24 protein-coding genes and 1 pseudogene are annotated in these 20,227 nt (G+C 69.3%); 21 read left to right on the forward strand and 4 right to left on the reverse strand.

Annotated elements, in window-relative coordinates; translation table 11 throughout:
* Positions 1-7 precede the first annotated feature (7 nt).
* The 15 genes from BIV24_RS34650 (at position 8) to BIV24_RS28520 (ending at position 13,433) form a co-directional block, all read left to right on the forward strand.
* Positions 8-448 carry a DUF3592 domain-containing protein gene (locus BIV24_RS34650; protein WP_071369337.1) on the forward strand — a complete coding sequence of 147 codons (441 nt, stop codon included), beginning with the start codon at positions 8-10 and terminating at the stop codon, positions 446-448.
* Positions 449-1,131: 683 nt separating this feature from the next.
* Entirely contained in the window at positions 1,132-1,845 is a 714-nt protein-coding gene (gene cpaB / locus BIV24_RS28455; protein ID WP_071369338.1) for a Flp pilus assembly protein CpaB, read from the forward strand.
* Between the two features lie 6 nt (positions 1,846-1,851).
* Positions 1,852-3,135 carry a CpaE/TadZ family protein gene (locus BIV24_RS28460; protein ID WP_071369339.1) on the forward strand — a complete coding sequence of 428 codons (1,284 nt, stop codon included), beginning with the start codon at positions 1,852-1,854 and terminating at the stop codon, positions 3,133-3,135.
* 128 nt (positions 3,136-3,263) lie between these two features.
* Positions 3,264-3,605, forward strand: coding sequence for a hypothetical protein (locus BIV24_RS28465; RefSeq protein ID WP_245766977.1), 342 nt, complete (start codon positions 3,264-3,266; stop codon positions 3,603-3,605).
* Positions 3,606-3,607: 2 nt separating this feature from the next.
* Positions 3,608-4,006: a TadE/TadG family type IV pilus assembly protein gene (locus BIV24_RS28470; protein WP_071369340.1), complete on the forward strand. Its 399-nt coding sequence runs from the start codon at positions 3,608-3,610 to the stop codon at positions 4,004-4,006.
* A gap of 72 nt (positions 4,007-4,078) precedes the next feature.
* Entirely contained in the window at positions 4,079-5,422 is a 1,344-nt protein-coding gene (locus BIV24_RS28475; protein ID WP_071369341.1) for a TadA family conjugal transfer-associated ATPase, read from the forward strand.
* A gap of 79 nt (positions 5,423-5,501) precedes the next feature.
* The gene (locus tag BIV24_RS28480; protein ID WP_071369342.1) at positions 5,502-6,440 is read left to right on the forward strand and encodes a type II secretion system F family protein; all 939 of its coding nucleotides are present in this window, start codon (positions 5,502-5,504) and stop codon (positions 6,438-6,440) included.
* A 36-nt stretch (positions 6,441-6,476) separates the two neighbouring features.
* Positions 6,477-7,364: a DUF5936 domain-containing protein gene (locus BIV24_RS28485; protein ID WP_071369343.1), complete on the forward strand. Its 888-nt coding sequence runs from the start codon at positions 6,477-6,479 to the stop codon at positions 7,362-7,364.
* Between the two features lie 57 nt (positions 7,365-7,421).
* Positions 7,422-8,843 carry a sensor histidine kinase gene (locus tag BIV24_RS28490; protein ID WP_079168607.1) on the forward strand — a complete coding sequence of 474 codons (1,422 nt, stop codon included), beginning with the start codon at positions 7,422-7,424 and terminating at the stop codon, positions 8,841-8,843.
* Between the two features lie 22 nt (positions 8,844-8,865).
* Positions 8,866-9,921 carry a response regulator transcription factor gene (locus tag BIV24_RS28495; protein ID WP_071369344.1) on the forward strand — a complete coding sequence of 352 codons (1,056 nt, stop codon included), beginning with the start codon at positions 8,866-8,868 and terminating at the stop codon, positions 9,919-9,921.
* Positions 9,922-10,169: 248 nt separating this feature from the next.
* Positions 10,170-10,406, forward strand: a complete 237-nt coding sequence (locus BIV24_RS28500) for a hypothetical protein (protein ID WP_425442600.1) — start codon at positions 10,170-10,172, stop codon at positions 10,404-10,406.
* Positions 10,403-11,059, forward strand: a complete 657-nt coding sequence (locus tag BIV24_RS28505; protein ID WP_071369345.1) for a pilus assembly protein TadG-related protein — start codon at positions 10,403-10,405, stop codon at positions 11,057-11,059. The genes BIV24_RS28500 and BIV24_RS28505 overlap by 4 nt, the downstream gene beginning before the upstream one ends.
* Positions 11,060-11,089: 30 nt before the next feature.
* Complete coding sequence (locus BIV24_RS28510) at positions 11,090-11,680, forward strand: hypothetical protein (RefSeq protein ID WP_071369346.1); 591 nt, start codon at positions 11,090-11,092, stop codon at positions 11,678-11,680.
* The gene (locus BIV24_RS28515) at positions 11,680-12,324 is read left to right on the forward strand and encodes an OmpA family protein (protein ID WP_071369347.1); all 645 of its coding nucleotides are present in this window, start codon (positions 11,680-11,682) and stop codon (positions 12,322-12,324) included. Before BIV24_RS28510 ends, BIV24_RS28515 begins: the two co-directional genes overlap by 1 nt.
* A 365-nt stretch (positions 12,325-12,689) precedes the next feature.
* Positions 12,690-13,433: an MBL fold metallo-hydrolase gene (locus BIV24_RS28520; RefSeq protein WP_071369348.1), complete on the forward strand. Its 744-nt coding sequence runs from the start codon at positions 12,690-12,692 to the stop codon at positions 13,431-13,433.
* Positions 13,434-13,770: 337 nt separating this feature from the next.
* Here BIV24_RS28520 and BIV24_RS28525 read toward each other — a convergent pair whose 3' ends face one another.
* Positions 13,771-14,049, reverse strand: coding sequence for a GntR family transcriptional regulator (locus tag BIV24_RS28525; RefSeq protein WP_071369349.1), 279 nt, complete (start codon positions 14,047-14,049; stop codon positions 13,771-13,773).
* A 337-nt stretch (positions 14,050-14,386) separates the two neighbouring features.
* On the opposite strand from BIV24_RS28525, the gene BIV24_RS33675 reads away from it, so the two are divergent.
* The 3 genes from BIV24_RS33675 to BIV24_RS28535 are packed head-to-tail and all read left to right on the forward strand — an operon-like array spanning position 14,387 to position 15,032.
* Positions 14,387-14,542, forward strand: coding sequence for a hypothetical protein (locus BIV24_RS33675; RefSeq protein ID WP_245766978.1), 156 nt, complete (start codon positions 14,387-14,389; stop codon positions 14,540-14,542).
* A complete protein-coding gene (locus BIV24_RS28530; protein WP_071369350.1) occupies positions 14,539-14,733 on the forward strand; it encodes a hypothetical protein in 195 nt (64 codons plus the stop codon). Before BIV24_RS33675 ends, BIV24_RS28530 begins: the two co-directional genes overlap by 4 nt.
* Entirely contained in the window at positions 14,730-15,032 is a 303-nt protein-coding gene (locus BIV24_RS28535) for a hypothetical protein (protein ID WP_071369351.1), read from the forward strand. Before BIV24_RS28530 ends, BIV24_RS28535 begins: the two co-directional genes overlap by 4 nt.
* A gap of 163 nt (positions 15,033-15,195) precedes the next feature.
* Here the strand turns inward: BIV24_RS28535 and BIV24_RS28540 are convergent, their stop codons facing one another.
* Both BIV24_RS28540 and BIV24_RS33680 read right to left on the reverse strand, forming a co-directional pair.
* Entirely contained in the window at positions 15,196-15,570 is a 375-nt protein-coding gene (locus tag BIV24_RS28540; protein WP_071369389.1) for a nuclear transport factor 2 family protein, read from the reverse strand.
* Between the two features lie 36 nt (positions 15,571-15,606).
* Positions 15,607-15,735 (reverse strand): annotated as a pseudogene (locus BIV24_RS33680) (IS5/IS1182 family transposase); the annotation flags it as partial.
* A 268-nt stretch (positions 15,736-16,003) separates the two neighbouring features.
* On the opposite strand from BIV24_RS33680, the gene BIV24_RS28545 reads away from it, so the two are divergent.
* Genes BIV24_RS28545 through BIV24_RS28555 form a run of 3 tightly spaced genes read left to right on the forward strand, consistent with a single transcriptional unit; the run spans position 16,004 to position 19,773 of the window.
* Positions 16,004-18,427 carry a Tox-REase-5 domain-containing protein gene (locus BIV24_RS28545; RefSeq protein ID WP_177198848.1) on the forward strand — a complete coding sequence of 808 codons (2,424 nt, stop codon included), beginning with the start codon at positions 16,004-16,006 and terminating at the stop codon, positions 18,425-18,427.
* A 60-nt stretch (positions 18,428-18,487) separates the two neighbouring features.
* Positions 18,488-19,207, forward strand: a complete 720-nt coding sequence (locus BIV24_RS28550) for a hypothetical protein (protein ID WP_071369352.1) — start codon at positions 18,488-18,490, stop codon at positions 19,205-19,207.
* 29 nt (positions 19,208-19,236) lie between these two features.
* A complete protein-coding gene (locus tag BIV24_RS28555; protein ID WP_071369353.1) occupies positions 19,237-19,773 on the forward strand; it encodes a hypothetical protein in 537 nt (178 codons plus the stop codon).
* 28 nt (positions 19,774-19,801) lie between these two features.
* On the opposite strand, the gene BIV24_RS28560 is transcribed toward BIV24_RS28555, so the two are convergent.
* Entirely contained in the window at positions 19,802-20,161 is a 360-nt protein-coding gene (locus tag BIV24_RS28560) for a DUF192 domain-containing protein (protein ID WP_071369354.1), read from the reverse strand.
* Positions 20,162-20,227: the final 66 nt, after the last annotated feature.

The raw sequence follows: 20,227 nt of genomic DNA on the forward strand, positions 1-20,227 counted from the left end.
CGGCGGCGTGTCGACGTTCGAGATCGGTGCCCTGGGCGCTGGCCTGGCCTGCGCCACCGGCGTTGTCCTGTTCCTGTACCGGGTGGTCCTCGTGATCTGGCTGGTGCTGCGCGGCGAGCGTACCCAGGGGTGGTGCGCGAAACGCCGGCTGGTCTCGTCCACGAGTGTCGGCCACAGCTCTCGCACCGAGTTCACCTTCGCCTTCCGCACCCCGGAAGGCGAGACCGTCGAGTTCAAGGACCGGCCGGGCGCCTTCGGGTACGAGGAGGGGGCGCCGGTTCGCGTCTGCTACGACCCGGCGCGCCCGCACAAGCGAGCCACGATCGCGGGGCCGGACACCTGGGGACCGGTGTATACGCGGATCCTGTTCTGCGTCCCTCTGGGGATGATCTCGTTCGTGATGCTGTACGGCATGGCCCTGCACTTGGGTTTCATCAGTTCGTATTGAGAAGTGTGAAAAAGCTGTGACGAACTGGTCAGTACCTAGTCGTAAGTTGACTGCTGACACCGATCAACTTGCCCTGGTCTGATACCAGTTGTCATCTTTGGTTTGCCTAGCTGCTGCACGGTTGCTGTTCTCTGTCTTGTATGACACGGATAAGGTGCTGATGCAGCTGAGCTGAGCAGTTGACGATCTGCGGTCCGCCCGGGGGAGGAGCGGGCCGGAGAGTGAACGGGGATCTCGAAGTGCCGATAGTGATCGCGGTGACCAGCGCGAACCGGGCTCTGCCGCCGAGGAACCAGTCGACGTCCTCGGCTGAGCCGCCGTCTGCCCAAGGGGTGGCTCCCGTGCGGCGGGTTCGCCCGGCCTTTGGCGGCCACTCGAACGTATTCAGCCGTCAACACGGCCACGTCGTCCGTCGGTTCACCCCATCGGTGGGACATCGAGCAGGCCGCATACGTCCCGTACTCCACCCCCTGGTCCCCTCGGCCTTCCGCGCCCGCGGAGGTAACCCATCGACGGGGGCGGTGCGTTCAGCCCGTCCCGGCCGTCTTTGCCGGGGAACCGCAGGTCATCCCCTGGTGTCTTGAGCATCAGTCAGCCCGCGCGGCCCGGCGTCAGGCCCGAGCGCGCAGGTGTCCCGTCCGCCCCTTCCGCTACCACGTCCCCCTGATGAGGTTGTCCGGCCCATGAATTCCCGCCAGCGCCGCGGCGTGATACTGCTGCTCCTCTCCGTCTTTCTCGCCTTCGTCGCCTTCGCCGCTGTGCTCTCCGTGATCAGTGACGCGAAGTCCAAGGTCGGACCGGAGGTCTCCGCCTACCAGGTGAAGGACGACATCGCCCCTTACACCCAGCTCAGCGAGGCGCAGTTCGAGAAGGTCAAGATGCCCAAGCGCTGGCTGTCGGAGAACGCGATCACCGATCTCTCGGAGATCAACGGGAAGATCGCGGTCACCAACCTCCGCCACGGCTCGCTGCTGCAGAGCGACATGATCGTCAAGCGGCCGGCGCTGGAGGCGGGCGAGCAGGAGATCGCCATCATGATCGACGCCGTCACCGGTGTGGCCGGCAAGATCAAGCCCGGCGCCAAGGTCAACATCTTCGCCACCTTCGCCGGTGACGACCGCAACTCCGCCCCGCAGTCGAAGATCATCGTCTCCAACGCCAAGGTCATCGACGTCGGTCAGCTGACCCCGCTGGAGGGCAAGGGCGACAACAGCAACAGCCGGTCGACCATGAGCCAGGCGGTGCCCATCACCTTCGCGCTCAACACGATGGACGCCCAGCGCGTCGCCTACGCCGAGTCCTTCGCCCAGCACGTGCGCCTCGCCCTGATCGCTCCCGGCAGTGATGCCTCTCTCCGCAACGGGGAGCGCACCTATGAGCTCTCCAAGGACAAGTGAGACTGGATGACCACGAGGATTCTCCCCGCCGTCGGTGACACCGACGCGGCCCGGGCTGTCACCACCCTGCTCAGCCAGCTCCCCGACGCGGAGCCGGCCGCCCCGGTGACCGACTCCACCCAGCTGATCGACACGCTGGCCCGTCTCGCGGGCGAGTCCGTCGAAGAGCTGCCCGAAGTGGTGCTCGTCCATGAGCGGATCGGTCCGGTGCCCGCACTCGAACTGATCCGGGAGGTCGCACTGCGCTTCCCGGCGGTCGGGGTCGTCCTCATCACCACGGATGCCAGCCCCGGGCTGTTCTCCGCCGCCATGGACTCGGGCGCCCGCGGCCTGGTGGCGCTGCCCCTCAGCTATGAGGAGCTCGCCAGCCGGGTCCAGTCCGCCGCCCAGTGGGCCGTCGGGGTCCGCCGTCACCTCGGCACCGGCGGCGAGGCCATGATGGGTCCGGGCGGCACCGTGGTCACCGTCTCCGGCGCCAAGGGCGGCGTCGGCACCACCGTGGCCGCGATCCAACTCGCGCTGGCCGCCCACGCGTCGGGGCAGAGCGTCGCGCTGGTCGACCTGGACCTGCAGACCGGCGACATCGGCTCGTACCTCGATGTGCAGTTCCGCCGCTCGATCGTGGATCTCGCGGGCATCCAGGACGTCACGCCGCGCGTGCTGCAGGACGCCGTCTTCGACCATGAGTCCGGCATGTCGCTGCTGCTCGCGCCCAAGGACGGCGAGCGGGGCGAGGAGGTCACCGACCGGTCCGTACGGCAGGTGATCAGCTCCCTGCGCATCCGCAACGCCGTCGTCGTCATCGACTGCGGCTCGCAGATGAACGCCGGGAACGCGGCGGCCATCGAGATGGCCGATCTCGCGCTGCTGCTCACCACACCGGACGTGGTCTCCGTCCGGGCCGCCAAGCGGCTGGTGCGGATGTGGACCAGGCTCCAGATCCGCAAGGCGGAGGAGACCATCACGGTCGTCAACCGCCACACCCGCAACACCGAGATCCAGCCGCCGCTGGTCCAGAAGATCACCGGCACCCGGGTCGCGGGCACCGCCGTACCGGCCGCCTTCAAGGAGCTGCAGGCCAGCGTCGACGCCGGCCGGCTGCACGAACTGGACGCCAAGTCCACGGTGAAGCAGGCGCTGTGGGGTCTGGCCGGGGAGCTGGGCCTGGTGACGGCCGAGGCCCTGGGCAAGACCCGGCGCAAGAAGGGCTCGGACCGTGGCTCGATCGGACTGCGCCGCCGACCACGCGGCGACGAGCAGGCCGGCCGGCAGCCGGGCACCAACACGTAGACCACGGACACGGACAGGGGGCGATGTGCATCATGAGACTCCGGGTGAGGGACCGCCGCCGCCGTACGGGCGGCGCACCCCCGGCTGACGCCATACGGCGGCGCGGGCGCATGGGCGACCAAGGTCAGATGACGATCGAGTTCACCACCATGGCTCCCATCATCCTGGCGACGCTCGTCCTGCTCTGGCAGGCCGCGCTGACCGGCTACGCGCTCGTGCTGTCCGGCAACGCCGCCGACAAGGCGGTACGGGCGGGCGCGACCGTCGACCCCTGGAAGGACCGTGGCCAGGCGTGCGACCGGGCCGGGCGGGAGGACCTGCCGGGCGGCTGGAACGCGGACATCAGCTGCCATGCCGAAGGCGACATGGTGAAGGCCACTGTCAGCGTCTATGTGCCGGTGCTGTTCCCGGGCGGAGTGGACTTCCCGCTGCGGATCACGAGCAAGTCCGCCGCCGCGAAGGAGAGCTGACCATGCCCGCCACCCACAGAAGCCGCGAGAAGTGCAAGAAGTCCGACGACCGGGGCCAGACCGTCCTCGAGTACGTCGGCGTCGTGCCGATGCTGATCGTCATCGGCCTCCTCGTCGTCCAGCTCGGCCTCGCCGCCTTCGCCGTCCAGCAGGCCGGTACGGCCTCCCGCGCCGCCGCGCGCATGGCCTCGTACGACAACCCGGACCGCACCTGCCAGCAGGCCGGCCATGACGCCCTGAGTTCCTCGCTGTCCGGCCGCGCCAGTTTCGATTGCCAACGCGGAAGCGACGAGGTCACGGTCACCGCCAAGGTCCCGATCCCTTCGCTGATCCCCGGCCTGCTGGACGGATTCGAGGCCAAACGCAGGGCCACCATGCCGATCGACCGCATCGACCGCTGATGACGGCCGGGGCGTCACCGTCCCCCGCCCGGCACCGCACCACCTACACCAGCAGCACAGGGAGTTGACGACATGAGTCTGCGGGCGCGCCTCAACGGTTCCGAGCAGCCCGCGAAAGGGCTGACGGAGGAAAGCCGTCTCGTCTCCGTCTACCGTGCCAAACTCCTCGAGGAGATCGACCTCGCGGAGATGTCCTCGCTCCAGGCGTCCGAACGCCGTATCCGTCTTGAGCGGGTCCTCGGCCACATCATCAGCCGCGAAGGCCCGGTCCTGTCCACGGCCGAACGCGCCCAGCTGATCCGCCGGGTCGTCGACGAGGCCCTGGGTCTCGGCATCCTCGAACCGCTCCTCGAGGACGCCTCCGTCAGCGAGATCATGGTCAACGGTCCCGACCAGGTCTTCGTGGAGCGCGGCGGCCGACTGGAGCTGCTGCCCATGCGGTTCGCCTCCTCCGAGCAGCTGATGCAGACCATCGAGCGCATCGTGTCGACCGTCAACCGCCGTGTGGACGAGGCGAATCCGATGGTCGACGCCCGTCTGCCGTCCGGTGAGCGTGTCAACGTCATCATCCCGCCGCTCTCCCTGACCGGGCCGATCCTCACCATCCGGCGCTTCCCCCGGGCGTACACCCTCCAGGAGCTGATCGGCCTCGGCTCCCTGGACGAGCAGATGACCCTGCTGCTGGCGGGCCTGGTGCGCGCCAAGTTCAACGTCATCGTCTCCGGCGCCACCGGCACCGGAAAGACCACGCTGCTCAACGCGCTGTCCGGGCTCATCCCCGAGGGCGAGCGCATCGTCACCATCGAGGACTCCGCCGAACTCCGGCTCCAGCAGTCCCACGTCATCACGCTGGAGAGCAGGCCCTCCAACGTCGAGGGCAAGGGCCAGATCACCATTCGCGACCTGGTCCGCAACTCGCTGCGTATGCGTCCCGACCGCATCATCGTCGGTGAGGTCCGTGGCGGTGAGACCCTCGACATGCTCCAGGCCATGTCCACCGGTCACGACGGCTCGCTCGCCACCGTCCACGCCAACTCCGCCGAGGACGCGCTGATGCGTCTGCAGACGCTGGCGTCGATGTCGGAGGTCGAGATTCCGTTCGTCGCGATCAAAGACCAGATCAACAGCGCCGTCGACATCATCGTGCAGCTCACCCGGCACGCCGACGGCTCCCGCCGGATCACCGAGATCGCCGTCGTCGACTCGCACGGCCGTGAGGACTACAAGATCGTCTCGGTGGGCCGGTTCGCGGCGCAGCCGATGTCGTCCGACGGCATGGTGCACGGCCGGTTCGAGTACTACCCCCTGCCCCGCAGGGTCGCCGAACGGCTCTACATGCGGGGCGAGCCCATCCCCCAGGCCTTCGGCGTCGCCCAGTCGGACGACCAGCTGGCCACCCGGAAGGCCGCCGGCTGACCCACTGCCTCCCGCGCGCCCCCACCGCCGCCCGACCGCTCGCTCCCCGCCCAACGCTTCCCGAGAAGGCCCGCCCGCCATGGACAACCTCCCTTTTCTGGCCACCGGCGTCACACTGCTCGCCTGTGTGATCGCCGTCATCGGTGTGCACACGTATTCCTCAGGCAAGGCACAGCAGCACCTGCTGTACGAGCGGATGGCGCAGACCGGTGAGATGCCCTCCGTCGGCCGGCGGCGGCGGTTCAGGGGAGTGGACCGGCGGCTGCGCCGCACCAAGCTCGGCAAGCGCATCGAGCGCAAGCTCAACACCACCGGCCTGGACGTCACCCCCGGTGAGTACGCCATCTACGTCGTCGCCGGTGTCCTCGGTATCTACTTCGTGATCGGCTCGCTCTTCGCCTCGTTCTTCGGACTGCTCGCCGCGCTGCTCGGCCTGTGGGGCGGCAACTTCTTCCTCAACTACCAGATCACCAGGCGCACCGAGGCCTTCATCAACCAGCTCCCCGAGCTGACCCGTGTCCTCGCCAACGCCACTCAGGCCGGCCTCGCGCTGCGCACCGCCATCGCCATGGCCGCCGACGAGCTCGACGACCCGGCGAGCGAGGAGTTCCGGAGGGTCGCCGACCAGCTCGCCGTCGGACACTCTCTGGAACACGCCCTGGCCGAACTCGGCGAGCGCCTGCCGTCCCGCGAGCTGAAGGTGCTCATCTCCACGCTGGTCCTGTCCAACCGGGCTGGTGGCACCATCGTGTCCTCTCTGCGCAACCTCACCCAGACCCTGGAGGAACGCAAGGAGACCCGCCGCGAGGTCGGCACGCTGCTGTCCCAGGTGAAGGTGACGGCCGTCGCCGTCCCCCTGCTCGGCTTCGGCTTCCTGCTGATCCTCAACAGCATGCGCAGCGGGTCGCTCGACGACATGACGGGCGCCACCGCGGGCAAGATCGCCGTCATCATCGCCTCCGGTCTCTACGGCCTCGGCTTCTTCCTCATCAACCGGCTCACCCGCGTCCGTATCTGACGCCGCCCTCGCCCCCACGAAAGGAGGAGAACACGCATGGATCTGCTGCTCGCCGCCATCATCGGTCTCGCCGTCTACGGTGTCTTCCACGGCATCCGCCTCTACCGGGGCGAGGCCAAGCTGCCCGATGACCTCGCCGTCGCCCTGGAGGTCGGCTCCAGCCGCACCTCGGCCACCGGCTCCGCCATCGACCGGCTCGGCATGAAGTACGCGCCGCGCGTGCTGCGCCTCATGGGCCCCAAGCGCGTCGACAAGGTGCGCCGCAAGCTCAATATGGCCGGTAACCCCAACGGTATGACGGTCGACCGTTACGCCGCCCGCCTCGCCGTGTACGGCGGCCTCGGCACCCTCACCGCCCTCGCCATGCTGATGAACGGTCAGTTGATGCTGGCGATCCTGTTCTTCGTGTACGGCATCTTCTGGACGGACGTCACCATCAGGTCCGCCGTGAGCCGCCGCAAGGACGACATCGACCGCACCCTCCCGGACTTCCTGGACGTCCTCGCCGTCGTCGTCTCCGCGGGCCTCGGCTTCCGCCAGGCCCTCGAACGCGTCGCCGAGAAGTACGAGGGCCCCTGGGCAGACGAACTGCGCATCACGCTCCGCCAGATGGACATGGGTGTCAGCCGCCGGGAGGCGTTCGACCAGCTCCGCAAGCGCAACGACTCGGAGCAGGTCTCGATGTTCGTCTCCGCCCTCCAGCAGGGCGAGGAGCTCGGCGCGCCCATTGTGGACACGCTCATCCAGATCGCCAACGACATGCGGCGCACCGACGCGCAGAACGCCCGCCGCAGGGCCGCCAAGGCCGTTCCCAAGTCCACGTTGATCGTCACCAGCTTCATGCTGCCGGGCACGATGATCCTCATCGGCGTCGGCTTCTACTACGCCTCCGGCATCAACTTCAACGACATGCTCGGGAGCTGACATGCGGCTCACGGCACGACGACGGACACGGACGACGACGGGGAGGTGAACGGACTGATGCCACGGGGGCGAAACTTCCGTTCATTGATCGGCGGCGCGGACACCGACCTGTCCGCTGTCCCCGGCCAGGGCGCGGCAGCACCGGCGCTGCCCATCCAGGTCAACGCCCTCTCGGCGCTCTGCCGCCAGCTGTACGGCCTGCGCCTGGCGATGACCGCTCTGGCCACACCGTTCGCGCTGCACCGCGTGCACGGCGACCTTTCGGGCTGGCTCATCGGTTCCGCCGTCCTTGTCACCGTCATGGTGTCGTACGCGCTGCTGCGCGACTGGGAGCGGTTCGGGCCCGTGCTGCTGCGCCACCCGTCGCTGCTCGGCGCCGACATGCTGTTCGGCGCGCTGCTGCTGTTCAGCGCCACGCCCACCTCCACCCTCGCCTACGTCACCATCTGCACCCCGCTGTTGGCGGGGCTGGTGTACGGCTGGCGGGGTGCCGCCGTGTTCGCGCCGCTCCAGTCGCTGCTGGTCGGTCTCGCGTACGCGGTGGACAACCGGGTGCACCAGGACCCGACGGCGCTGCTCGTCGTCGGGCTGTGCGTGCTGGCCGGCGCGGTCGGCAGCAGCCTGCGCGGCCTTCTCCTCGGCTTTGGCGCGGCCACCCACGCCCTGACCGAGACCCGGGCCCGCCTCGCCGTCAACGAGGCCGTGGAGAGTGAACGGGCCCGCCTCGCCCGGGAGATGCACGACTCGGTCGCCAAGACCCTGCACGGTGTCGCGCTCGCGGCCGACGGTCTGGCCCACTCGGCCGACAAGGTGGACCCCGAAACCGTCAAGCAGCAGGCCGAGCTGGTCGCCCGCTCGGCCCGCCGGGCAGCCGCCGAGTCCCGCGAACTCCTCGCCGACCTGCGCCGCGAGTCCGGCCTCGAAGGCGGCGTGGACATCACCTCCGAACTTGCCGCGCGCACCGCCGACTTCGAACGCCGCAAGGGCCTTCGGGCCACATACCGCCCCCTGGGCGACACCCCGCTGCCCCCGGTGCCGCACGCCGCCGCACGCCAGTTGCTCTTTGTCGCCTCGGAGGCGATGGAGAACGCCCACCGGCATGCCCGGCCGACCCATGTGGAGGTCTCCGCCGGGGTCGTCGGGGACCTGCTGCGCGTCAGCGTCTATGACGACGGCGACGGCCTTCCGGCGGGCACCACCCTGGACGACCTGAGGAAGGCCGGTCACTTCGGACTGGTCGGCATGGTCGAGCGGGCGGCGGGCATCGGCGCCCGTATCCGCATCGGGCGCGGCAGGGCGGCCCGGGGCACCGAAGTCCGGGTGGACCTGCCCCTCGCCGCCCTGGGCACCCAGCCACCGGCCGTGTCACCGACCGACCAGCCCCAGGACCCACCACCGCAGCCACACGGCCCACTCCCGGCCATCCCGGCCCCGTTCCGCCGCTCGGACCGGGGCAACGCATCACTCCCACCCAAGTGACCTTTCTGAGAGGAGGCCGCACATGCCGGACGACACGTTCCCCGATCCCTGGCCGCTTCCCCCGCCGGCGGCGGCACCAGCCGGGCCCTCCGGCGCACCGGCCCAGGACATCCCCGCGTTCCCGGTTTTCACCGAGGCGCCGCCCGCCCCGCCGCTACGGGTGGTCGTCGCCGACGACAACCCGGTCGTCCGCGCCGGACTGACCGCGCTGCTCTCCGGCCGCCAGGACCTGGAGGTCGTGGCCGAGGCCGCCGACGGCCGCCAGGCGTACGAATTCGCGGCCCGGCACCGCCCGGACGTCGTCCTGCTGGATGTGCGCATGCCCGGCGTGGACGGCATCTCCGCCCTGCCGCATCTCGTGCGTATCGCGCCCGTGCTGATGATGACCTACAGCAGGGAGGCCGAGATCGTGCGCGAGGCCCTGCGCCTCGGAGCGGGCGGCTATCTGGTGCACGGCGAGTTCACCGCCGACCAACTGGTCGCGGCGGTACGGGACATCAAGTCGGGACGGGCCCACTTCACGCCCACGGCCTCCAGCGCCCTGCTCGACAGCCTGCGCGGTGGCGCCCCCGGCGGAGGCAGACCGCTCCCCGAAGGGCTGGGTACGGCCTTCACCGGCCCCGGCTATCAGGCGGCCCCCGCGCCGCAACCGACGGTTCAGGCCACGGGCCACACGGCGCCCTATCCGCCCATGCCGACGTCTGCGACCGCATATGGTCCAGGGCCGGAGCAGGCGCAGAGCACTCCAACGGGGGCTGTGGCGTCAGAGTTGAGGGCGCGCCAATTTGCCGCCATGCCGTCGCATGAGCAAGCGGATGTGGCACATTCTTCTCCGGGTCCCATGGCATCCGCCGGGGCCGGAGGAGTGCTCGGAGAGCTGAGTCAGCGGGAGGTGGAGGTGATGGATCTGATCGCGTCGGGCATGACCAACCAGCAGATCGCCGCCACCTGCTTCATCAGCCAGAAGACCGTGAAGAACCACATCAACCGCATCTTCGCCAAGCTGAACGCCCAGAGCCGTGGTGAGGCCATCGCCGTCTGGAACGGAGCGAAGCGAGGGGGTCACGGCCATGGCTGACCACACGTCTCGAGGCCCGGGTGCATCTCTGGGCCCGCGGTCCCACCGGGGCGACGCCGAGGCCCAACTCCGAGGTTGGGCCCGGCGTTGGGTCCTGGGGCCCATGTGGGAGGGAGGTTCCCCGACGTACGTTTCTGGTGTCGCCAGCGAGACCGGCCAGGAGGAAGCCGGAAGCGCGAGCGACACACAGACTTCGTACGTGACAGAGTCGGCCGGCACACGGTCGGCCGAACCTGGAGGGGAACACCATGATGAAGAACGCCGCTCTCAAGGCCGCCACCAACACCAAGGTCTACATCGGCACCTGGGCCAACACCCGCGTCGAGAAGATGAAGGCGCGCCGGGACCAGGGTCAGGGCGCGATCGAGTACGTCGGCATCACGATCCTGGTCGTGGCGATCATCGTGGCGCTGCTGAACACGGACATGGGCGAGACCATCGCCAACAAGTTCACCGACAAGATCAACGAGGTCCTCGACAAGTGAGTCGATCGGCTCGCGGGGAGGAAGGGCAGGCCGCACCGCTGTACATCACAGCGGTGGTCGGTCTGCTCTTCCTTGCGTTGCTCTACTTCGTGTTCGGCAAGGCCGACATCCGGCGCAACGAGGCCCAGACGGCAGCCGACTCCGCGGCACTGGCGGCGGCGATGGAGTCCAGGGACGCACTCAAGGGCGACTTCCTGGACCACATCCTCGACGCTGACTACCTAAACGACCTCCTCAAGGGCGATCCGGTGAGGACGGCGAACGGTTGCGACGAAGCCCGCCGCTTCGCCGCGCGGAACAACGCGCTGACCGATGACACCTTCTCCTGCGTCAAACTCGTCGACGGCCGCTGGGGCTTCACCGTCGAATTGCAGTCCCAGAAGACGGTGGGCAAGAGCGCGCTTCCCGGTACGGAGAACAAGCGTGCCAAGGCCCACGCCACGGCCATCGTCGAACCCCTCTGCGGCTTGAAGCCCAACGAGGACGTGGAGGCTCCTCAGGGCGGCGGCGAAGGGTCCGGCGAGGGAGACAAGAAGCCGTCCCCCGGCACGATCCAGTGCGATGGCGGCAAGAAGTGGATCATCGATCCCGAGCACCAGGACCTCCTGCCAGACCTGTCGGACCTCTTCCGCGTCCGGCTGGCCGAGCACTGACCGCGAGCGAACACGAAGGACAAGCGACTCATGATGATTCGGCACGTAGGGAAGCTGCGCCGGGCCGGGGCGGCAGCCGTTCTGGCCGCCGCACTGGCCGTCTCGGTGACCGCCTGCAACAGCGACAGCGACGCCAAGAAGCCGGCGAAGGCCGCGTCCGAGAGCCCTGCCGGGAACAACGACAAGGGCGACGGCGGCAAGACCCTGCCGGACACCAGCAAGGTCATCGCCACCCTCAAGGGCAGCGACGCCGGCATCGAGATGGTGCTGCACTCGGTGACCCGTGACGAGGGCGGCTTCGTGACGGTGAGCGGCGAGATCAAGAACGCGTCTGGCAAGCGCTACACCACTCCGATTCAGTGGAGCGGCCAGGAGCAGGCTGTCGCGGGTGCGGGCCGGTCGTTCGCGGCGATGACGCTGGTGGACTCCAAGGAGAAGAAGCGCTACTACGTGCTGCGGGACACGGATGATCGGCCGCTGACCACAAGCAAGTACGACTCCAGCCTCCAGGCCGATGAGTCGCTGCCCTTCTTCGCCCAGTTCCCCGCCCCTCCGGAGGGCACGACCAAGGTCGACCTCCAGTTCCCCGGCTTCCCCAACGCCCCGATTGAGATCTCCTGATGAGCGGCGCCACCGCATCCCGTACCCCGCGGGCACGCGCGCGTTCGGCGGCGGCCGTACTTGCGGGAGCAATCGCTCTTGGTCTTTCGGTCGCCCCGCACGCCCTCGCGGCCGACAACCCCTACCCGTCGGCGTCGGCCCAGCCGCCGGTCAAGGTGGACCCGCAGGCCCCCGGCCTCAAGCTCCCCGCGGGCGCCACGCTCGCCCCGCCCAAGGTGCTGGACATCAAGTCCGTCGTCGAGGACCTCGGGGGTGAGGAGCGCCGGGAGGACACCAACGCGGACGTGAAGTTCGCGCTCCAGGCCGAGGTCCTCTTCGGCAAGGACAGTGCGAAGCTCAACGGCTCGGCGAAGTCCCGTATCACGGAGATCGCCAACGAGATCAAGAAGCAGAACTCGAAGCAGGTCCGCGTCTTCGGCTTCACCGACAACCTCGGGAGCCACTCTCACGGCATGGTGCTGTCCAAGCAGCGCGCCGAAGCCGTACAGAAGGTGCTCGAAGGGCAGTTGAACGACTCGTCGATCGAGTTCGAGATCCGGGGCTACGCCGAGCAGTTCCCGATCGCCAGCAACTCGACCGAGGAAGGCCGCAAGAAGAACCGGCGCGTGGAGGTCTCCTTCGCACGCCCCGGGAGCGGCAACTGACCTGGTCTGTACGACACGTTGTAGGGTCTCAAAACTCGCTGCACAATCTCAGCGAGAATTGCACGGCGGCGGCACTTATGCCGCCGCCGTGAGACTCGCAGGTCGGGGCGTCACCTATTCGGGTGGCGAGAACAGTGATCCGTCCCACCCGCGTTCTCTGCGCTGGCACCTTGGCTGCACATAGGAAGTTGATGTGTGGCTGGGGGTGTGCGGTGGGGGAATTCGCTGCCACAACCGCTGCGCCCGCTCGTACGCCGCGGGACATCGCGAAGAACCTCGACGGCTGGGCCCCGGAGTGCCGGGAATCCGCCTGACCGAGAAACTCAACCACCCATGATTCAGGGGCAGTTAAGTAAGGTCGCCGTATGCGACTCACCGTCCTCGGCGGCTGCGGAGCCTGGCCGACCGCACAACAGGCCTGCAGCGGCTATCTCCTTGACCACGACGGCTTCCGGCTACTGATCGACCCGGGGTACGCGACCTTCCCCCGGCTCCTCGACTACGTCACCCCTGACGGGGTCGACGCCGTGCTCGTCAGCCATGGCCACCCCGACCACTGCGCCGACCTCAACCCGCTGCTGCGGGCCCGTGGCCTGAGCGACACTCCGCCGCCCGCGCTGCCGCTGCATGCCCCGCACGGGGCGCTCGACGCCGTGCTGGCGTTGGACAAGCCGAGCATGCTGGCCGCCGCATACACACTGTGCCCGTTCTGGCCGGGGGAGAAGTTCGGGATTGGCCCGTTCGCCGTCGATACCTGGGAGCTGCCGCACTTCGTGCCCAACGCGGGCCTGCGGCTGACCGTCGACGGCACCACCCTCGCGTACACCGGCGACACCGGGCCGAGCCCCGAGATCGTCCGGCTCGCCCGCGGCGCCGACCTCTTCCTGTCCGAGGCCACGTATCTGTACGAAGTGCCCGGCCCGGGCGATGCCCCGTACCTGCTCACCGCGCGCGGCGCCGGACAGTACGCCGCCGCGGCCGCCGCCGGACGGCTGCTGCTCACCCATCTGTGGCCCGGCACCGACGCCGACGCCGCGACCGGGGTGGCGGGGAAGGCATACGACGGGCCGGTGGCCGTCGCGACCACCGGCCTCGCCGTCGAGCTCTAACTGCTGTCCCGGAGCCGGACGGGGAACCTACCGGCTCTACGCCGGCTCCGGGGCACTTACGTCACCGGCTCATCGACCGCGGCGTCCTCGGCCAGCCAGCTGTTGTTGTCCCAGCGCCCGAACGGGCCCTCGCGGCCGGGGTCGGTGGCTCCCACAGCCACGGGGCCTTTCAGGCGGTGCCAGTCGGTGCGCTACCTGTTCCCCACGCTCGTGCACCAGCTCCGCCACCGTCCCGAAGTGTCGCCACAGTGGCGGTGCCAGCTACACGGGAACCCATCGGGGCCCGTCCCACGCCGTCAGAGGCGAGGGGCGGGCCCCGGTCGTCGTATGCGGACCGTCAGCCGTCGGCCCGGTCACCCTCGGACTCGTCGGCGGGCATGGCGATGACGAACACACCCTTGCCTTGGACTCCTCGGACGGTTCCCTCTGCCTGGAGTAGCTCGATGGCGGACTTGATGGTCCGGCGACTGACCGTTCCGCCCGTCTCCTGTTCCAGTTCATGTTGAGAGGGAATGCGTCGGCCGACCGGGATCTCGCCGCGCCGGATCCGCTCACGCAAGACGGATGCCAGTTGCACGTACATCGGGATGATGCTCTCCCGGTCGATCTCTATCATGCCTCGGAGCGTAAAAGGTCAGCTCAGCGCACGGTAGAACGGCCTAGTACGTACGAAGGAATACCAGGACGTACCAAGTTGGCGTACAGTCGGTGCCAACAAAAGACCCCCGCGACGGTGGAGGCCGTCCGGGGGCATGGTCACCAACCCTGTGGAGGTTGAAGACAGTGAGCATTATCCACGCGATGGCCCGCTGGGTCCTGGACGTCTTCGTACCCGGTACCGGCACCCACCGGGCGGGCCCGCCCCCCGCCGTACCGTTCCCCGCCCGCCGAGCGGCGGCGTGATGGGGACGCGGAGCAACCGGCCCGGACGGCCGCCCGGCGATCAAGCCCCCATGTGCGTGCGCTGCCACACGACCACCGAGAACCCCGTCGTGGTGGGCACGGTGCACCAGAACTCGGGCCCCGGCCTCACCGTGTACGCCTGCCCGGCGTGCGCCCCGCACTTCCCGCCGCCGGACGTGCCCATCCACCCCGGCGGTGAAGCATGAGCGCGCGCGGCACGGCGACGGCGAGGACGCTGTCGGCCGAGTGCACCGTGGCGCAGCGGGCCGGGTACGAGGACCTGCACGGCGCGTGCCGTCAACTGCGGGACGTGCCGCTGCCGCACAGCACCCGCCTGCTGCTGGTGCGCCGTTGCGGCTGCGACTGCCATCGCCCGTCAGGGGAGGGTGAGTCGTGAACGCCGGAACGCCGCCCGAACCGGGCGCCTCCCGCATCGAGTTGCGTACCTACCGCGTGGACCGGGACGGGCGGCGCGTCGGCCCGGACCGGGTCCGCGTCCACGCCGGCGCCGCCCCGGCCGCCGTGCCGAAAACCCTGTGGTGGCCGCCCTGCCGCTGCCCCCGCTGCCGCGAGCGTGAGGTGATCGCCGGAGCCCGGAACGACCCGTCGACCACCTCCGAAACCCAAGGCCGCACCGAGCAGTTACCGCGCACGAACAGCCCGACCGAGGAGGACCGCAGAAGAACCGGCATGTGAAGAACTCGCGGTGTGAGGAAACCGGCCGTGTCACGGCGCCGGATGGCGGGTCGACGAGGCGTAGGTGACACGCGCGGTGGGTGCCCGGGGACATACGGCTGGGCAGCCCCGGAGCGTCGAAGCGGGCCGGTTCCGGAGAAGGGCGGCGCCCGAGAAGGATGACTCAGGAGGTGGACTCGATCTCCCCCGCGAAGACGATGACCTGGTCGATGAGGCTCCGCCGCAGATGGACGACGTCCGTTCCCGCCAGGCGGGGGCCTCCATCCGGCGTGGTGAAGACCCACTGGTACCGGGCCCACTCGTCAGGCATGTCCACTGCCGAGCAGCGCACCATCGTGCCGGTCCCCGCCGGGTGGCGCCGGATGTCCAGCACGAACCGCTCGACCGCCTCGATCCCTTCACTGCGGCCCAACGGGCCCCAGAAGACCACGTCCGATGTCAGGGCCTGGGAGAGCAGCGCAGTCACATAGCTGTCGTCCGAGGCGTTGAATGCGGAGATGAACGTGTCGATCGCGGACCGCGCGGTCTCTTCCTGCATGCACCAGTAATACCAGTTGCTTCGCGGATTGCGGTGTTTGCCGCGGTGTTGCAGCTTGGTGCCGCCGGCGCCTTGGTAGCACTCGTCTGCCCAGCAGGCCAGGTCGGCCTCGGCCAGGGCATCGATGATGCCGTGGGTGCGGGCGGCGGTCAGGTCATGGGTGGCGCTGTAGTGGTAGACGGTGCCGAAGTCAGCGGCGAGAGTGGCGCGCAGAACTGAACGACCCGACGCCTTCAGGCGGCAGATGAGAGGGCGATCGCCGACGTCCGGCGGTCGCCCTCTTGTCCGCTTGTCCGCCTTCCCGACGGTTGACGGTTTTGCTTCGATTTGGGCCCATCGTTGGGCCCAGGGACCCACGACGTGACGCGTGTGACGCCACTAGCCTTACGGATGATCAACTTGCGTGAGTGCGACCGTCGTTGGGGGAGGCGGAGTGTCTTCGTACGGTGGTGTATCCGGTTTCGGTGGCATCGGGGTGATCCCCGACCGGGGAGGGCAACCACTGCCACGTGCGGTGCGCCTGGCCCGGGTGCTGATCCATGTCCTCTTCGCCGCCTCGGTGTTGGGTGGCCTCGGGCTGCTCGGCTCGGCGCTCGCGGCGGACGCGGCGGGCGCCCGACTGTTCGGCATCGTCCTGTACGCGGCCGCGCCGGGCGTGGTGGCGTGGCTGCTCTCGCGGCGGTCCTGGACCGGCGGAACGAAGCTGTGGCTGGGGCTGATCGCCACACAGGGGTGGTTCATCCTCGGCGGCCTCGGCAACATCGGCGACGGGTCGCCGCGCGGGTTCACCCAACTGTTCCTGCCGGTACTGGTGATCTGGTTCCTCACCCGCAGGGAGAGCCGCGACTGGTTCCGGCTCGCCGAACGGGACCGGGAGGACAAGCCGCCGTTCTCGCTGCCGCACATGATGACCTGGCGCCGCGACCGGGGCCAGTCGACCCTCGAGTACGTCGGGCTGATCGTCCTGGTCGCCGCGATCATCATCGGCCTCGTCGCCACCGGCGTCAGCAGCGACATCGCGTCCACGATGACCCGGCAGGTGTGCCGGGTCGTCAGTGACGGCGACTGCGGCGGCGGTGGTGACGGTACGCAGACCGAGGCCGGTAAGCGGCAGGACGGGACGTCGCCGAACGGATCGGGGGAATCCGGCGGTTCGGACACCACAGGCGCGTCGGGCGGTTCGGGTTCGTCGGGCGGATCCGGCGGCAGCGGCGGCACTGACTCCGGCAGTTCCGGCGGTTCAGGTGGCTCGGGCGGCTCGGGCGGCGACGGAGGTACGGGGGGTCCCGGCGGTACGTCCGACTCCGGCGGCACCACAGACCGGCCGGACGGCGGATCCGACGGCTCCAAGGACACCTACCCCGAGACCCACGACGAGCCCGAAGAGACATACGACACCCCGGTGTCCGACGCCGACTCCGGGGACTCCGGGGACGACAGCGACGGCGGGGGAGACAACAACGACTGCAGCGGCTTCTTGGGCTGCAGCTGGGACAAGATCAGCCAGGTCGGCAAGGGCCTCGGCGTCGACGGAGTGTGGGGCGACCTCAAGGGCATCGGCGCACTCTTCGACGGCGACACCTGGTCCGGCATGGCCGACTACGGCAAGCAGCTCGGCTCCCAGTGGATGGACGACTCCAAGAGCGCCCGGGACAAGTGGTCCAAGGGCGACTACCTGGGCGCGGTCTGGGACTGGGGCGGAGCGTCGGTCAACACCGTCGTCAAGGTCGGCGACGACATGTTCGTCGGCGACGAGGTCCGCGAGCGCTGGAACCACGGCCAGAAGACCCGCGCCGTCACCGATGTCGTCTGGAACGTCGGGTCCCTCTTCATCCCCGGGTACGACGTCGCGAAGGTCGTCGGGAAGGTCGGCAAACTCGGCAAGCTGGGCAAGGTCGCCGAGAAGGTCGCGGAGGCCGCCGACAAGGCCAAGGACGCCGCGAAGCGGGCCCGCAAGGCCGCCGAGGTCGGCGACGTCAAGGAGGCCCGCAAGGCGGCGAAGGAGGCCGACGAGGCGGCGGACGCGGCCGAGGAGCAGGCACGCAAGACCGGCTGCTCCATCGCGCTCGGGCCCCCGACACGCACCCCCGCGCCCCCGGGTCTCACCGGCGGTGCCGGCTCCGGCACGGTCGTCCTCGCGGGCGGCGCCCCCGCCCGGGTGATCCTCGCCTCCGACGGCTGTGACGAGGAGGCCAAGGCCAAGGCGAAGGAGGCCCGCGAGAAGGAGCGCGAGGCGTACCTCGCGAAGAAGCGCGCCGAGGAGCCGCAGCGGGCGAAGGAAGCCATCGCGAAGCGGAAGCCGTATCCGGACCCCAAGCGCAACGACACTTCCGACCCGCGCAACTACCTGCCCCCGGACTGGGCCAAGAAGCTGAACGACCCCAAGCTCGGGGACGCCGACAAGGCCGAGGGCTTCTGGGCCAGCCGCTACCGCAACCCTCCGCCCAACTGGAAGAACGAGGGCTGGATCCGCTACCAGGAGCAGGTCACCGGTGTGAAACGCGGCAAGGAGTATGTCGTTCCGCACTCCAACGACAAGGTTCCGGACGTGGAGTTCGACGGCTGGGACTCCAGCCGGGGGCCGAAGGGGACGTTCCTGGAGGCCAAGAAGGGCTACTCGAAACAGCTCACCAAGGACGGTGAGTTGAAGACCAGTCAGAAGAACAAGTTCGTCGCGGAGGCGAAACGGCAGGTGGACGCGGCCGGCGGACGCCCCATCGAATGGCACTTCTCGGACGAGAAGGTGGCCAAGGCCACCCGTGCGGCGTTCCGCAAGACGCCTGGCCTGGGCAGCATCAAGGTCGTGTACACCAAGGCGAAGGAAGCGGGTCCCAGGAACCCCGCCCAGTTCGACTAGCGTGGCGGAAGCGGAAGTGACCGGGCAGGACCGGAGAGCGAGAGGCCGCGGAGGCACAGCATGAGGCAAACGGTACGGGTGCTCTGGGGCCCTCGTGAGGAGTCGCCCGAGGCGCTGACGGGCCACTGGATGCGGACCTTGGGCGGACTGTCCACCCTGCTCCCGGCCGTCGGCCCCGACACGGGTGAGTCGTGGACGTGGCGGTGGTTCCGCGAGTCCGGACCGACCACCGATCTGCGTGCGGACGAAGCGTCGGTCCTGGCGGCCCTGCGCGCGCAGCAGGCCGCGGACGGCTGGTCCGACCGTACGGGTGTCGGCCTCACGCTCGTGATCGAGCGCAAGCCGGACTGGAAGATCGAGATCATGGGCAGCGCCGGAGGAACCTCCGAGTTCGTGTACCAGAGCCTGGGCATCGAGATCAGCGCGCCGGACGGTACCCAGCTCCCGTCCGCGGAGCTGCTCGCACTCCTCGCGGAGACATGGGCCCCCGACGTCGGCGACGTGACCGACGACGACGTACTCGACGCCCTCGAGGACGAAACCGACATCGGTATGGGTGAACCGTCCGTCGGCCGGCTCGGCTACCTGTCCCCGAACCGGGCGGCGCTCGTACCGGACGACCTGGCCGTCGCCCGCAAGGAGCTGCCCGGCGGGGGCGTCCTGCTCGACGTGGCCTCGCCGTCCGACGGTGTCGGCGCGGTGGTCCGGGCGAACGTACGACTGCGTGACGCCGGAGCCCTTGAACCGTTGCCCACCCCGATGGACCGAAGCACGCTCTGACCCGCACGAGAGGCTGCGGAGGCACTGCTGTGACCCGTCAGTACGGTGACGCCTTCGACCGCGGCCGGGCCGTGGCCGGCATCGAGGCGCTGCTCGCGACACCCCTGCCGACAACGGGTCCGACGCTAAGAGAGGACGACCCGTCCACCGAGGAATGGGGTCAGGACATCGGCGAGGGCTTCGTACTGGCCCCCCTCTGGGAGAGCAGGGATCTCCTCGGCGTCTACGGCGAGGAGTGGGGCGAGCAGGTGGCAGGCGCCGAGCTGAAGGCCCTGGACGTCGCGGCGGAACTGACGGGCCGGTGGGGAACGCCCCGGAAGGTGCCGATGCACGTGGCGATGTTCCGCGACCAGGCGGACGAGCCCATGCCGCCGGTGCACCAGGCCCTGTGCGACGCGGACAACTACGGTGACCTGACCGTGTGGGGCCCCGTGCCGGCGGGGCCGGACGGGGCGGACCGCTGGGTGGGGATCTCGGTCGGCCACTGCGACGGCGACGCCCCGCTGGTCCTGATGGCCGTCGTGAGCGACCGGGAGATCGAAGAACTGGAGGAGGAGACCGGCTGACCCGCCACGCCCCAGTGTTGACGGTACGTCAGGAATCTACCGACAGCCGCACCCCGGGGCGTACGCCCCACCGCTCCATCGCCCCCGCCTCCGCCTCCAGCACCGAACGGGCGCGCAGCCGGGGCAGGCCGAGCCGGCCGGGCTTCATCGTGCGCACCGCCAGCACGTTCAAGTCCCGGTCGACGTAGGCCACATCGATGGTGAACCGCATCCTGAAGGTGTGCACGCTCGCGCACGGAGTGATGAGCAGCGCCCCCTTGACGCCGTCCCGGCCGAGGAGCCCGCGAGCACGCTTCGCGTAGCTGGCGGCGATCTCCAACGGGACCTTTGGCGTCTGGGGCGTGGTGAGGGTCCCCGTACCGTTCCGCCACTTCTGCCGTGTTGTCATGGCCCGCACTCTAGGGCGTACGGGTGAGGGCCGGTTCTGGGCCCGCCGGGCGCCGCGTTGGGCCCA

It is taken from the genome of Streptomyces colonosanans, assembly GCF_001866645.1.
In the GTDB taxonomy this organism is placed as follows: Bacteria; Actinomycetota; Actinomycetes; order Streptomycetales; family Streptomycetaceae; genus Streptomyces; species Streptomyces colonosanans.